The sequence below is a fragment of the Sphingobium sp. 22B genome, assembly GCF_001580035.1.
In the GTDB taxonomy this organism is placed as follows: domain Bacteria; phylum Pseudomonadota; class Alphaproteobacteria; order Sphingomonadales; family Sphingomonadaceae; genus Sphingobium; species Sphingobium fuliginis.
Genome location: NZ_LTAB01000028.1, coordinates 1 through 13,488 on the forward strand (window position 1 = coordinate 1; position 13,488 = coordinate 13,488).

Sequence of the window (13,488 nt, forward strand, 5' to 3'; positions counted from 1 at the left end):
GGAGGGGGCTAGGGGGTGGGCTGGCGCGGCATCTGCGCTGTTTTGCAACGGCTAAGTCAGAAGCTCGCTACGCTCGCGCCCACCCCTAACCCCTCCCGCCTGCGGGAGGGGAAGGTCTTGGATTGGCCAAACAGGACATGCCTCCAGGCCGCGCCTGTGCGTCGGGATTCTATTCCTCGCGCCCATAGGCGACCACGGTTTCCACCTCGGCCTTGTCGCCCAGCACGACGCCGACGCGCTGGTGCAGTCCGGTAGCCTTGACGTCCATGATCCGCTGATAGCCGTTGCTGGCCGCGCCGCCCGCCTGCTCGACCAGGAAAGACATGGGGTTCGCCTCATACATCAGCCGCAGCCGGGCCTTGTCGGCGTAGCGATGATCGGCGGGATAGAGGAAGATGCCGCCCCGCTTCAGGATGCGATGCACATCCGCCACCATCGAAGCGGTCCAGCGCATGTTGTAATCCTTGCCCAGCGGCCCTTCGGTGCCCTGGATGCGTTCCTCTATGTAGCGCGCGATGCCAGGCGACCATTGCCGCCGACGCGCCATGTTGATGGCGAATTCGGCATTGCCCTGAGGCATCTGCATCGGTCCATCCGTCATCCGCCACGAGCCGATTTCCCGGTCCAGCGTGAATTCATAGACGCCGGTTCCGATGGTCAGCACCAGCAGCGTCTGCGGTCCGTAGATCGCATAGCCCGCCGCCACCTGCTGCGTGCCCGGCTGAAGGAAGTCCTGTTCCGTCACCTCACGGCCCGAACATTCCTCCGGCGCCTTCAGCACGGAGAAGATGGTGCCCACGCTCAGGTCGACATCGATATTGCTGGACCCGTCGATCGGATCGAACAGCAGCAGATATTCGCCTTTGGGGTAGCGATTGGGGATGCGATGGATCGTTTCCATCTCCTCCGAAGCCATGGCGGCCAGATGTCCGCCCCATTCATTGGCGTCCAGCAGCAGTTCGTTGGCGATGACGTCCAGCTTCTTCTGGACCTCGCCCTGCACATTCTCGCTACCCAGGCTGCCCAGCACTTCGCCCAGCGCACCCTTGGACACGCTGTGGCTGATCGTCTTGCAGGTGCGCGCAACGGTTTCGATCAGCAGGCGCAATTGCGGCGGGATGGCATTGGCCTCGCGCTGCTGCTCGATGAGGAAGCGGGTGAGGGTGACGGACTGCATAGGCGGTTTACTCGCTCAAGAGAATATGGCGCGCCGAACGCACGCCATGCATGGAACCAGGGAATGCCGTAGCGGCCAGACAGGCGTCGGAAAAGCGCCAATTCGTGACGCCCCTGTGACGAAGGACGACCCGTTCACGCTTCGAGACTGGCCGCGACCTCTGGCCCATGCGCGAATAGCGTGGCATCCCGCACCTGTTCCGGCGTCGGCCGGATGCCGGTATAGAGCGCGAATTGCTCGACGGCCTGCAGCACAATGACCTCCCCGCCGGAGATGATCGCCTTCCCCGCCGCCCGTGCGGCGCGGACGAACGGCGTCTCCACCGGCTGTGCCACGACGTCGAAGGCGATGTCGCAGGCGGCGATGAAGTCGGCTGGAAAGGCCAGCGCCTCGCTATCCGGCCCCTCCATTCCAAGCGGCGTCACATTGACGAGCAGGGGCGCGCCCGTATCGGGCAGGGCCGGCTGCCATGCATAGCCATATTGTTCCGCCAGCGCCCGGCCCGCCGCCTCATTGCGGGCGACGATGGTGCCCTTGTCGAAGCCCGCGTCCCGCAGCGCCGCCGCAACGGCCTTCGCCATGCCACCGCTGCCGCGCAGCAGAAAGGGCTGGGGGCTTGCGATCCGCCGCTCCAGAAGGTCGCGAACCGCCACGAAATCCGTATTATAGCCGGTGAGGACGCCCCCGTCATTGACGATGGTGTTCACGCTGTCGATGACCCGCGCCGATTCCTCCAGCCGGTCGATAAGCGGGATCACGGCTTCCTTGAAGGGCATGGAGATGGCGCATCCCCGGATGCCCAATGCCCTGATGCCGCCTACGGCCGCGGGCAGGTCCGTCGTGCTGAAAGACTTGTAAACATAGTCCAGTCCCAGCAGTTCGTAGAGCCGGTTGTGCAGGCGCGATCCCGCATTGCCGGGCCGTCCGGACAAGGACATGCACAAGCGGGTATCCCGCCCAATGGGTGGTTTCATAAGCTGATGGTCTCCTCGCGCATGGCCTAGACAGCCACCGGCATGGGATCAATGACGAGAGCGACCATCCATGCCCTTTGTCCGCCGGATCGGCGCAGGAGCGCTTATCCTCCCAGCACCGCCGGCACCAGCGCCGCGACGCAGATGCCCAGGCTCCATTGCAGGGCACGCCGCACGCGGTACCGCTCCGGCAAGGCGGTGCTCAGGACCACCAGCACCGCCAGCGAAAGCCAGAAGATCGTCTTGAACGGCGCCGCATTGCCGATCCACAGCCGTGCCAGCAGCGTCAGGGCCAGGGCCAGTCCCGAACCCCAGACGATCGCGTTCCACCCGTTGCGCAAGCGCGGTTGCCGGTAGCCGCGCCGCTCCCGCTTGCCGAGCCAGATCGAAGTGCCCGTCGCGATCACCACGCAAAGCGCTCCACCCAGCAGCAGATAGGCGATCTTCACCGGCAGTCCGCCATAATTGCCGAAATGCAGATTATAGGCCGACGCCGCCACCTGCTGTCCCGTCGCGCCGTCCGCCAGGCCGACCGTCCCCAGAAAGCGCCCGGCCTGATCGAAATTATAGGTTTCGCCATAGACCAGCCGTCGCTGCGGCAGGGCAAGCACCTGTAGCTGCTGCCCCGCGGTTCCCGGTTCGTGCATGAAGACGTAGATCGGACGCACCTCCGGAAAGCGGGCGGTCATCGTCTGCAACGCGGCCGCCACGTCCGCCAACGGGGCGGCCTTGGCATTCGGCTTGCCCTCAGCGCCGAAGATCGGCGCATAGGCCGCCTCCATGTCGCCCTTGTAGAAGCCTTGCGCCAGTCCATAGACGTTGACCGATCCCAGGCCGATCATCGCGCCGGTCAGGGCGATCGCCAGCGCGAAAGGCAGGGTCCACACTCCCAGCCTGTTATGCCAGTCCGCCAGCCCGAGGCCACCCCGGTCCCGCGCCCGCAGGCGGAAGGCATCGCGGAAGATGCGGGGATGGGCGATCAGGCCGGTCAATGACAGGGCGATGGTCATCACCCCCAGTCCGCCTACGATCGTCAGGCCGACCATGCCGGGAATGTTCAGCGTATAGTGCAGGTTCAGCAGGAATTCGGACCATCCGTTCAACTCCTTCGCAACCACCCGTCCGTGATCGTCGACATGCACCGCCTGATGGTCGGTGGTGACGGTCGTGCGGGGCAGCGCGTCGGTCGGCAGATGGACGTAGAGATGCTCGGTCGATTTCCGGTCCTTCTCGCTTGCCAGCACGGAAGCCACGGCGCGTTGCACCGCATCGGGCGCGATCCGCTGCATTTCCGGAGCATCGGGCTGCTCGGCGCGTTGCCATTCCTCGTAGAACACCGTCACCGTGCCGGTCAGGCAGACGATATAGAGCAATGCGCTTGCCAGCAGGCCGATGGCGGCATGGGCGGACAGGCCCCGTTGGACCAGCGTTTTGGACAGGCCAAGGTTCATGGCCGGACCATCCACAGCATGGCCAGACCCAGCAGGGCAGGGGCCGTCAGCAGTCCCATTTGCCGCCGCCGTTGCGGCCAGAGCAGGATCAGCATGGCCAGCACCGCCCAGAGCAGCGGCATCAGGAACAGCATCAGCACATTGCCGTCGGCCTCATGCGCGCCCAGCGCTCCGGCCGTGGCCCGCGCCGCCAGTCCCAGGATCAGCGCCACCAGCATCGCACCCGGCACGCTGAGCAGAAAGCTGACCATCCGCCCGCCGATGCGCAACGGCTCCTGTCCTTCCGGCAGCATATGGGCGCGGCGGTTGGAGGCGCCGGTCTTGCCGGGTGGCGCGGTCGCGGCGGCAAGGGCCAGGCAGCAGAAGGCCATTGCCAGCGCGGCCAGCGTCACCATGGCAACGCCCCAGGCGCCTGCTCCCGCCATTCCCATCGCCAGGGCAAAGGCGAGCAGCCCCCAGGCAGCAGCGTTGAGCGGAGCCGATCGTAGCGCCTTGCCCCATGAGAAGCGCAGCAGGCATACCGCCGCCGCCGCCAAAAGCGCGCTGGTCCAGAGCAAAAGGGAAGGCTGGTTCACCATCATCCTCAATAATCGAAGCGCAAGGTGCCCATTACGCTGCGCGGAGCCGCGTAAAAGGCCTGGCCCCACATCAGGCTGCCCAGATATTTGCTGTCGGTCACATTACGCACATTGATGCTGGCGGTCAGCCGGTCGATGGGCTTGATGCTGGCCATCAGGTCCAGCACCGCATAATCCTTCTGCCGGATGTCGCGGCCGACCGTGCTGTCGAGGGTGCTGATGTCGCTCTGCCACCGGAACTGCGCGCCCAGCTTCAGGTCGCGCCACTCGGGAATATGATAGGTGCTGGCAAGTTTCAGCGACTGACGCGGCACGTAGGTGCGGGCGCGGTTCCCGGCCTGATCCTCGATCTTGAGGCCCGTATAGCCGCCGCTTACCGACCAGCGGTCCGTCACGCGGCCGGTCAGCTCGATCTCGAAACCCTTGGCAGTGGTGTCGACGCCCGCATAATAGACGGCGCCCACCTGCCCCGGATCGCCCGCGCCGAACACGCCGGCCTGCTCCGCGAGGTTCTTCTGCTTCGCGCGGAAGAGCGAGGCGCTGGCATAGAGCCGCTTGTCGAACCATTCGCTCTTGATGCCGCCCTCCATGCTGCTGCCCTTGGCAGGATCGAGCCGGCGGTTGGCGATGTCGACCTTGTCCTGCGGATTGAAGATGTCGGTGTAGCTGGCATAGAAGCTGATGTTGGACGTGGCGTCGAACACCAGGCCCAGATAGGGGCTGACCGCGCTGTTCTTGCGATACTGGTCGGTGCCGTAGGATGCGCCGGTGGTCTTGAGCCAGAAGGCGCTGGCGCCGACGACTGCCTTCAGCCTGTCGGCCAGATTGGCGTGCAATGCGCCATAGGCCCGCGTCAGCCGGTCCGTCACCTCTTCCTCCAGGCTTTCCTGCGTGAAGTCGGGTTCGATCAGCGTGGTGCGGTTGAACGCCCATTGGGCAACAGCGGGGTAGGCGACGGCAGCCAGCCCGCTTTGCTCATATTCGCGGCCGTCGGTCCTGCCGGTGGAGAGGCCGAAGGCGAGTTGATGCTCGCGCCCGAACAGCGTCACTGGGCCGGAAGCGTAGAAATCGCCCAGATACTGGTCGGACGGGGAGCGATATTTGCCCGCCATCCCCGTCACGCCGACGCCCGTCGCCGCATCGGGATAGCCATAGGCGTAAAGCAGTTCCGCCCCCGAACTGCGATGATTATAGGTGAAGCGGCCGCGGGCGTTCCAGCCATTGCCGAAAGCATAGGCCAGTTCCGCCCACGCGCTTTCGTCGCTGACGTTCCAATAGGTCCAGTCGGCCGAAGTGCTGGCCGAACGCGGATAGGCGATCCGATCGCTATTATCGTCGAGCAGCGGCAGCGCGCCCCACAACACGCCGTCCGCGTCATTGTCCTGCCGGGTATAGCCGGCCGACGCCCTTAATTGCGGCGTGATCTCCCAATCCAGGATCGCGCCATAGACGTTGCGGTCGACATGATTGTAGCGGAGGTGGCTGTCCCTGTCCTCATGGGCGAAGATCAGCCGTGCCGACAGTGTGCCCGACGCATTCAACGGCCCCGAAATATCGGCTTCCACACGGCGGTCGTCCCAGCTTCCCAGCATGGCGGAGAGGGAGGCCTGCAATTCCCTGGTCGGCTTCTTGCGGACATAGTTGATCGTGGCGGACGGATTGCCGACCCCGGTCATGATCGCATTGGCGCCGCGAACCGCCTCGACATTCTCGAACAGGATGGTGTCGAGGTCCCCGAACTGGATGCCCCAGCGCAAGGGCAGGCCGATGCCGTCGACCTGGAAATTGGTGATGTCGAACCCCCGCGAATTATAATAGGTCCGGTCGGTCTCCACCCGCTCCACATTGATGCCGACCATCTGGGTCAGCAGGTCGTTCACATTGGTCAGCGCGAAATCCTGGATTCGTTCGCGGTCGACGACGGTGATCGACTGCGGCGTTTCGCGCAGCGTCAGGGCAAGGCCGGTGGCCGATGCATTCTCATCCGTGATCGTGCCCGTGACGACGATATTGTCTGCCTCCGCCAGCACGTCGGCCTGGGCGGGCGACGCCCAGCAAGCGGCAAGGACAGGGGTGAGCAGAACGGAACGGAAAGCGATGGACATGCGGACGGACCCTTTTTCTTGCCGGATGCAGCCGGCAGAAAGGGCCTTATTACTCATAATAATGCAAGTCAATCGCAATAAATATACGGATATGAGCCATGCGCCTCCCTCGCAGACGGCGCTGCGGGTGGAATGCCGTGCCTGCCGCACGGCAATCCGCCCGCACGATTCACTTCGCCCTGGCGGCGGTCACGATGATCTCGACCTTGTAATCGGGGCTGGCGAGCTTCGCCTCGCCCGTGGCGCGGGCGGGTGCTTCGGCATCCGCGATCCACGCATCCCACACCGCGTTCATCTCGGCAAAGTCGTTCATGTCCGCCAGCCAGATCTGCGCCCTCAGCATATGGTTCCTGCTGCTGCCCGTGCGTTCCAGCAGGGCGTCGATCTCGGCCAGCACGGCCCGGGTCTGCGCCGTGACGCTCTCGCCGGGCGCGCCGATCTGCCCCGCCAGATAGATGGTGTCGCCATGAATGACGGCCTCGCTCATGCGCGGGCCGCGATCGATGCGGGTGATGGTCATGGGAAAGGCTCCTTTTCGGTTATGAATAGCGGCTGATCGCAAGATCGGCGGTTTCGATCCGGGGCCTGCCCCCGCCGATGATGTCCGCGATCACATGCCCCGACCCACAGGCCATGGTCCACCCCAATGTGCCATGCCCGGTGTTGAGGAAGAGGTTCGGGACTTTCGTCGCCCCGATGACCGGCGTGCTGTCCGGCGTCATCGGCCGCAGCCCGGACCAGAAGCTGGCGCCGCCCAGATCGCCTGCGCCCGGAAAGAGCGAACCCACCGAATATTCCAGCGTATCACGCCGCGCCCTGGGCAGCCCTTTGGAATAGCCCGACAGTTCCGCCATGCCGCCCACACGAATACGGTCGCCCAGGCGCGTGATCGCAACCTTGTAGCTTTCGTCGAGCAGGGTCGACACCGGCGCCCTTGCCTCATCGACGATCGGAACGGTGATCGAATAGCCCTTCACCGGATAGACCGGCAGCCTGATCCCCAGCGGGGCCAGCAGCAGCGGGGAATAGCTGCCCGTCGCAACAAGATAGGCGTCGGCCACGACACGGCCCCTGTCGGTTTCGACATGGCTGACCTTTCCATTGTCGACGGCGATCCTTCCGATAGTCCGTCCGTTGAGGAAGGTCACGCCCTTCGCCTTCGCCATGTCGGCCAGCGCGTTGGTGAATTTGAAGCAGTCGCCGGTTTCGTCATTGGGAAGCCGCAGGCCCCCGGCCAGAGGCGCGCCGCTGCCTGCCAGCCCCGGTTCCGCCGCGATGCAGCCTGCCGCATCCAGCACTTCGAAAGGCACTCCGTCCGCCTTCAGCACGGCGATGTCCTTCGCGATGCCGTCAAGCTGCTTCTGCTCGCGGAAAAGCTGCAAGGTGCCTCGCGACCGCTCGTCATAGGCGATGCCGGTTTCGCGCCGCAGGTCGATCAGCCGGTCACGGCTATATTCGGCCAGGCGCACCATCCGGCTCTTGTTGATGGCATAGGCGCGTTCGTTGCAATTGCCCAGCATCGCCACCATCCAGCGTAGCATGGCCATGTCCATCCGCGGCCGCAGGATCAGCGGGGCGTGCTTCATGAACAGCCAGCGCAGCGCCTTCATCGGTATCCCCGGCGCAGCCCAGGGGGAGGCATAGCCGGGCGAGATTTCTCCAGCGTTGGCGAAGCTGGTTTCCAGCGCCGGCCCGTCCTGCCGGTCGATCACCGTCACTTCATGCCCGGCCTGTGCCAGATACCAGGCGGATGTGACGCCGATGACGCCGCTGCCCAGAATGGCGACCCTCATATGGCGACTTTCATGGCGTGATGCTCCGCTTGTGCCGGATCGCGGCCACCCCGTACGGAGCGGTGATAGCGATGCCCGAGCTGTGTCAGTATTTCATAGGCGATGGTGCCGGCGTCGGCGGCGACCTGATCCACGGTCTGATGAGGCCCCAGAAGTTCCACCAGGGCGCCAGGATAGAGGAGCGCATCGGGCACGTCGGTCACGTCCAGCGTGATGCTGTCCATCGAAACCCGTCCCGCTATCGGCGCGCGATGGCCGTCGATATAGGCGGAGCCGCCGTTGCTCAGGTGGCGAGGCCAGCCATCGGCATAGCCCACGGCGACCGTCGCGATCTGCGTCGGCCGCTCGCAACGGTGGGTGAGGCCATAGCCGACGGCAGCGCCCGCCGGGATGTTCCGCAACTGGATGATCCGCGCGTCCAGCGAGACCACCGGCCGCATCTCCCGGCGCTCGCCCTGCGGCGCTCCGCCATACAGCGCGATCCCGGCGCGGACGATGTCGAAATGATCGGCGGGCAGGAAGCTTCCGCCGCTATTGTCCAGCGAGCGCGGCACGCCGGGGAAATTCATGCTGAATGCATCGAATTTCCGGCGTTGCATCGCGTTGGAGGGGGCATCGGGATCGTCGGCGCAGGCGAGGTGGCTCATCAGCAGGCGAAGGTCGATGCCCTCCAATCTTTCCCGCTGGGCCAGCAGAATGGCGACCTCCTCGGGCGGAAGGCCGAGCCTCGACATGCCGCTATCCACCTGCAACGCAGCGGGCAGGGTCCGCTCCAGCGTGCGTGCCGTCCTGGCCCAGCGCCCGATCTGGTCGAGCGAGTTCAGGACCGGAATGGCGCCGATGGCTGCGCACTCGCCTTCCGCGCCTGGTTGCAGGCCGTTGAGGATGAACAGCGCCATTCCATCGCTCAGAATGGGTCGGAGCGCCATGGCTTCGCTGAGATGCGCGACGAAGAAGTGTCGGCACTCGGCACCGATCAAGCTGCGCGCGACGAGGTCCGCGCCCAGGCCGTAACCGTCCGCCTTGACCACGCCGGCAACGGTGGCGGGGGCGACCTGCCGCTGGATCGTGCGGTAGTTTTCGACGAGTGCATCAAGGTCGATGCGAAGCACGGCTCCGGCGGTATCGATGGACTGCATATGTGCCCCCTTTTGAAGGGAGGGTAACGCGGCGCTTGGTAAAAATGCTCTCAAATGACCGCAGGATCGTCTAATGTGACGGGATAATTGAACGATCCTTCGCAAGGAATGGAAAAAATGGCAGAATCGCTGGATGCCGTGGACCGCTCGATCATCCGCCTGCTGCGGCTCAATGCGCGGCGTCCCAATTCGGAGATCGCGGCGGAGATCGGCCTGTCCCCATCGGCCTGTCACCGGCGCATCCGGATGCTGGAGGATGCCGGCGTGATCCGCGGTTATACCATCGTGACCGCACCGATGGAAAAGGAGGGCCGCGCCGTCGATGTCCTTGTGCAGGTGACGCTCGACCGGCAGACGGAGGATTATCTCGCCCGTTTCGAACATGCCGTGCGGCAATGTCCTGAAATCCGGGAATGTTTCCTGATGACCGGTGGCGTTGATTACTGGCTGCGCGTCGAGACCGAGAGCGTGGCCGCCTATGAAGCGATCCACAGCGAAATCCTCTCCCGCATGCCGGGCGTCACCCGGATCAACAGCAGCATCGCCATGCGCGATGCGCTGCGGCCCAGGAAAGCGGCGCGGCGCTAAACCCGCCTGGCTATTGCGCCTGCTGCCCATCCCATGCCAACGGCCAGCATCATCGCGACCAGACCATAGGCGAAGGGCCATTGTTCCGCCGCGACAGCCATGAAGCGTTCGAAGCCCGACTTGCGGACGGTGATGTCGCGCACGGCGGCGGCCACCACGCGGCCATCCTGCACGAGGAAGGTTTCCGCCGTATAGTCGCCGACGATCACACGCGCCGAAAGCGGCAGCCGCGCCCTGTAGAGCACGCCGTCGGTGATCTCCACCGTTCCCGGCCGCTCGACATAGAGCCCGGCCCGTTCCCTGAGGTCGATCAGCCCCTTCTGGAACCGGTCCAGCTCCGCGCTGTCGTTGAGCGAGGAAGGGGAGAGCTGGAGCTTGTCCACGCCCATTTCATAGATCGCCGCCGTTCGCTCATCGACCACCTTGTCGACCGGTCGGGACGATGCGATGGCGTAGAAACTGGGCGCTGACCGGAAGCGCGCGCTGTCGGCATTGACCCAGATGCCGGCCACCTTCTGCTTTTCCCGCATCGTGATCGACTGGTCCGGACCCTTCAGCACGACCATGATGTCCGGCGGCTTGCTGGGCCGACGCTCATCGGGATAGACGATGGCGCCGAACAGCAGCAGGTCAGCGCCGGTGAAGCTATATTGTATTTCCACCTCGCGCTGGGACACGTCAGGCACCAGCATCGGTTCGTCCGCCGCCGTCAGCAGCAACAGGGCCGGCGGCAGGGCCAGAAGCGCCCGCCGCCTCACCGGATCTCCACCGTGTAGATTTCGTCGGGCCGAAAGCCCAGCCCCAGCGCCATGCGTGCCGCCACCAGCAGCACGATCGCGGCAAGCAGGATGCGCAGATATTCCGGCCGGATCGTCATCGAAAGGCGCGTTCCCACCTGCGCTCCGGTGACGCTGCCGATCAGCAGCAGCAGAGCCAGCACCAGGTCGACCGCATGGGTCGTCATGGCGTGCATCATCGTCGTCGCCATGGTGACGAACAATATCTGGAACAGCGATGTGCCGACGACGGACTGGGTCGTCATGCCCAGCAGGTAGAGCATCGCCGGAACCAGGATGAAGCCGCCGCCCACCCCCAGCAACATGGTGAGGATGCCCGTCGCCATGCCCAGCAGCAGCGGCGCCAGCGGGGAAATATACAGCCCGGACCGATAGAAGCGCCACCGCATCGGCATGGCCGCCACCAGCGGATGGTGCCGCCTTTTGCGGGCCTGAATCTTCCGCCCGGTCTTGAGCGCGATCAGCGCCTGGATGGACTCCTTCGCCATCAGCGATCCGATGCCGCCCAACATCAGCACGTAGAGGATGCCGATCACCGTGTCGATCTGGCCGATGGCCTGAAGCAGGCGGAAGATCAGCACGCCGAGGCCGGCGCCCACCACGCCGCCGGCGATCAGCACGCCGCCCATGCGGAAATCGACCGTTCCGCGCGACATATGGGTGACGACCCCCGATACGCTGGCGCCCGTCACCTGGCTCGCCGCCGAAGCGGCCGCGACGGTCGGCGGAATGCCGTAGAAGATCAGCAACGGCGTCGTCAGAAATCCGCCGCCTACCCCGAACATGCCGGAGAGCAGGCCCACCACGCCGCCCAGGGCGATGATGACCAGCGCATTCACCGACAGGTTGGCGATGGGCAGATAGAGATCCATGCGCTTCCTGGGTTAAGCGCAATATGCGGAGAGATAAAGGCGCTCCCGCTTAAAAATCAGCGCCCAGCGTAACGGCCGGGCCGGACGGCGGTGCCGCGCGCCCCGCAATCCGTTCCCGCCATTCGATGCTCAGCCTTGCGCTCACCGGCCTGAGCGGCAGGCGGACCTGCAATTCCGGCCCGATGTCCAGCCGCTCGACCTGCGGCTGCGCGCCGCCGGAAAGGCTCGCGCCGATCCGCATGGGCGAATGGCCTAGCGGCGACAGCAGCGACATCTTGCCATCGACGAACAGGTCGTGAGAGCGGAAGCCGACCATGCCGCCCTGGGCATAGGCTTCGACTTCCAGCGAGGGCGCCACCGGCGTCGGCCCGAAACCGCCTGCCGCCAGCACGGCATGGGCGTTGCGCCCGCCCTTGCCCAGTGCAATCCGTCGTTCCGCCGCTAAGCTGACCGGAATGGTGCGCGCCGGTTGCCATGCGATACCGAGCGCGCCTTCCGGAGATGCCGGTTCGTTCAGCGCGGCACTGGCTCGCGCATAGGCGGCCGCCCGGCTCGATGAGCGCGGGGTCAGGTCGAAATCGAGGCGTAGGCCCGCCTGCGATCCGCCCAGCCTGCCGCCCGTCACGGCATCGGCGCGGGTCGTGCTTCCGTCGCGCCAGAGCAGCCAGGCGCTGCCATGCCAGCGGGCGTCGCTTGCGGATGGCGTGGAAGCGAGGGGCAAGGCTGGCGCAGGATTGTTCGATGGAACGATGTGACCGCCACTCTGGTCCTGTGCTGCCGGCGCCGCCTTCTCTTCGATGGACAGAAAGGCGGCGTTCGCGTTTGTCCTTCTCCCAAGGCGTCGAGAGTCCTTGAATATAGGGCGCTGGATGGCGGCAGGCTGGCGCTTTTGCGGCATTTCACCGAACCAGGCCGGTGCGTCATGCCCCGTTGCGGCTGCGGGGTCCTTCTTCTTCGAATAGGCGGTGGGGTGAAAACGCCCCTCGCCGTCAATTTCCCTCTCCATTTGGGGAAGATCACCCTCCGGACCTGCCAGACGGATCGCGACCCAACCCGCCATCACGAGGACGAAGAAGCGGAGCGGGCGCCCCGTGGCGGCTTCGCTCACCCCGGAAAATCCAGCTCGGGAAAGCGATGATGCGTCTTGTCCCAGGTCAGCGGCTTGCCGAACAGCGATTGAAGATACAGGAACATGGCGCGACGGGCGGCCATCATCGCGATGATGTTGGCGATCAGCGTGCGCGGTATCGCCCCCAGCCCGAAGGCCCAGCCATAAGCCATGCCCGAGAAAATCGCGCGCATCGCCATCCGCCAGCTCATGAAGCCGAAGTTGAGCCACAGCAGGGCTTCGACCACTGGCGTGGGTCTGGGCACGGGAAAGGCGCTGAACAGGCTCCCGGCAAGCAGCACGCCCCAGAGCAGCAGCGCCAGATAGGCGGTGAACAGGACGAAGGCGGAAAGCGCCGCACCCCGATCCCGCATCCGCATCCACCATTCGGCGGGGCCGCCCTGCCAGCCCATGCGATCCCATCCGGCAAGCGAGATGCCGACCATCCAGCGCGCCTTCTGCTTGACGGCATCCGTTAGATTGTCCGGGAAATATTCCTTGGTCGCGACAAGCTGGCCCTCACCGTCGCGCATGCGGACGAACACGCCGCGCCCGCCCATATTGCTGATACGCAGGCCGACCTCATAATCCTCGGTCAGCGATTCCGGATCGAACGGTCCGCCATTGGCCGGATTCACAAGCCTTTCCAGCATTTTCCGCTCGAATGCGCAGGCCACGCCGGCCGAGGGCATGGATGCACCCATGGCCTCGCGCACGGTCAGGAACTTTCCATGGCTTTCCGCGAACTCGTCACAGTAATGATTGGCTATGGCCCTCGACCACCAGCCGCCCTGGCCGGGCAGGGGCAGGACCGGGAGTTGAACGAGCTGGAACCGGTCCGTCATCAGGTCGAACAGCCTGATCTCGTCGCGATGGACGACATCTTCGCATGTGGTTGCGGTTGTA

General features: G+C 65.0%; 12 protein-coding genes and 1 pseudogene. 1 reads left to right on the plus strand and 12 read right to left on the minus strand.

Annotation, left to right across the window (positions count from 1 at the left end):
• Positions 1-169: 169 nt before the first annotated feature.
• The 8 genes from A0J57_RS19940 to alr all read right to left on the minus strand — a co-directional run bounded on the left by A0J57_RS19940 (position 170) and on the right by alr (position 9,217).
• A complete protein-coding gene (locus A0J57_RS19940) occupies positions 170-1,177 on the minus strand; it encodes a class 1 fructose-bisphosphatase (protein WP_061938986.1) in 1,008 nt (335 codons plus the stop codon).
• A gap of 134 nt (positions 1,178-1,311) precedes the next feature.
• Positions 1,312-2,151, minus strand: a complete 840-nt coding sequence (locus A0J57_RS19945; RefSeq protein ID WP_076605797.1) for a shikimate 5-dehydrogenase — start codon at positions 2,149-2,151, stop codon at positions 1,312-1,314.
• A gap of 104 nt (positions 2,152-2,255) precedes the next feature.
• A complete protein-coding gene (locus A0J57_RS19950; RefSeq protein ID WP_061938990.1) occupies positions 2,256-3,602 on the minus strand; it encodes a PepSY domain-containing protein in 1,347 nt (448 codons plus the stop codon).
• Positions 3,599-4,177: a hypothetical protein gene (locus tag A0J57_RS19955; protein ID WP_153017854.1), complete on the minus strand. Its 579-nt coding sequence runs from the start codon at positions 4,175-4,177 to the stop codon at positions 3,599-3,601. Before A0J57_RS19955 ends, A0J57_RS19950 begins: the two co-directional genes overlap by 4 nt.
• A gap of 8 nt (positions 4,178-4,185) precedes the next feature.
• Positions 4,186-6,285, minus strand: coding sequence for a TonB-dependent siderophore receptor (locus A0J57_RS19960; RefSeq protein ID WP_061938994.1), 2,100 nt, complete (start codon positions 6,283-6,285; stop codon positions 4,186-4,188).
• A 169-nt stretch (positions 6,286-6,454) separates the two neighbouring features.
• Positions 6,455-6,805 (minus strand): RidA family protein, encoded by a 351-nt coding sequence (locus A0J57_RS19965; protein ID WP_025550234.1) that lies wholly within the window; start codon positions 6,803-6,805, stop codon positions 6,455-6,457.
• Positions 6,806-6,824: 19 nt separating this feature from the next.
• Entirely contained in the window at positions 6,825-8,078 is a 1,254-nt protein-coding gene (locus tag A0J57_RS19970; RefSeq protein WP_061938995.1) for a D-amino acid dehydrogenase, read from the minus strand.
• Positions 8,075-9,217, minus strand: coding sequence for an alanine racemase (alr, locus tag A0J57_RS19975; RefSeq protein WP_061938997.1), 1,143 nt, complete (start codon positions 9,215-9,217; stop codon positions 8,075-8,077). The genes A0J57_RS19970 and alr overlap by 4 nt, the downstream gene beginning before the upstream one ends.
• Before the next feature lie 117 nt (positions 9,218-9,334).
• Here alr and A0J57_RS19980 point away from each other — a divergent pair, with 117 nt between their 5' ends.
• Complete coding sequence (locus tag A0J57_RS19980) at positions 9,335-9,805, plus strand: Lrp/AsnC family transcriptional regulator (RefSeq protein ID WP_025550230.1); 471 nt, start codon at positions 9,335-9,337, stop codon at positions 9,803-9,805.
• Here A0J57_RS19980 and A0J57_RS19985 read toward each other — a convergent pair.
• The 4 genes and pseudogenes from A0J57_RS19985 to A0J57_RS20000 form a co-directional block, all read right to left on the minus strand.
• Complete coding sequence (locus A0J57_RS19985) at positions 9,802-10,563, minus strand: TIGR02186 family protein (RefSeq protein WP_061939000.1); 762 nt, start codon at positions 10,561-10,563, stop codon at positions 9,802-9,804. The two genes, A0J57_RS19980 and A0J57_RS19985, sit on opposite strands and share 4 nt — an antisense overlap.
• Complete coding sequence (locus tag A0J57_RS19990) at positions 10,560-11,474, minus strand: sulfite exporter TauE/SafE family protein (RefSeq protein WP_025550226.1); 915 nt, start codon at positions 11,472-11,474, stop codon at positions 10,560-10,562. Before A0J57_RS19990 ends, A0J57_RS19985 begins: the two co-directional genes overlap by 4 nt.
• A 49-nt stretch (positions 11,475-11,523) precedes the next feature.
• Positions 11,524-12,582, minus strand: coding sequence for a hypothetical protein (locus tag A0J57_RS19995; RefSeq protein WP_061939002.1), 1,059 nt, complete (start codon positions 12,580-12,582; stop codon positions 11,524-11,526).
• Positions 12,579-13,469, minus strand: a pseudogene (locus tag A0J57_RS20000) (glycosyl transferase family protein); the annotation flags it as partial. The gene A0J57_RS19995 and the pseudogene A0J57_RS20000, both read right to left, overlap by 4 nt.
• Positions 13,470-13,488: the final 19 nt, after the last annotated feature.

Bases quoted from the DNA above. Each gene is read 5' to 3' on its own strand.
- A0J57_RS19940 (WP_061938986.1), bottom strand. From the start codon at position 1,177: ATGCAGTCCGTCACCCTCACCCGCTTCCTCATCGAGCAGCAGCGCGAG.
- A0J57_RS19945 (WP_076605797.1), bottom strand. From the start codon at position 2,151: ATGAAACCACCCATTGGGCGGGATACCCGCTTGTGCATGTCCTTGTCC.
- A0J57_RS19950 (WP_061938990.1), bottom strand. From the start codon at position 3,602: ATGAACCTTGGCCTGTCCAAAACGCTGGTCCAACGGGGCCTGTCCGCC.
- A0J57_RS19960 (WP_061938994.1), bottom strand. From the start codon at position 6,285: ATGTCCATCGCTTTCCGTTCCGTTCTGCTCACCCCTGTCCTTGCCGCT.
- A0J57_RS19965 (WP_025550234.1), bottom strand. From the start codon at position 6,805: ATGACCATCACCCGCATCGATCGCGGCCCGCGCATGAGCGAGGCCGTC.
- A0J57_RS19970 (WP_061938995.1), bottom strand. From the start codon at position 8,078: ATGAGGGTCGCCATTCTGGGCAGCGGCGTCATCGGCGTCACATCCGCC.
- alr (WP_061938997.1), bottom strand. From the start codon at position 9,217: ATGCAGTCCATCGATACCGCCGGAGCCGTGCTTCGCATCGACCTTGAT.
- A0J57_RS19980 (WP_025550230.1), top strand. From the start codon at position 9,335: ATGGCAGAATCGCTGGATGCCGTGGACCGCTCGATCATCCGCCTGCTG.
- A0J57_RS19990 (WP_025550226.1), bottom strand. From the start codon at position 11,474: ATGGATCTCTATCTGCCCATCGCCAACCTGTCGGTGAATGCGCTGGTC.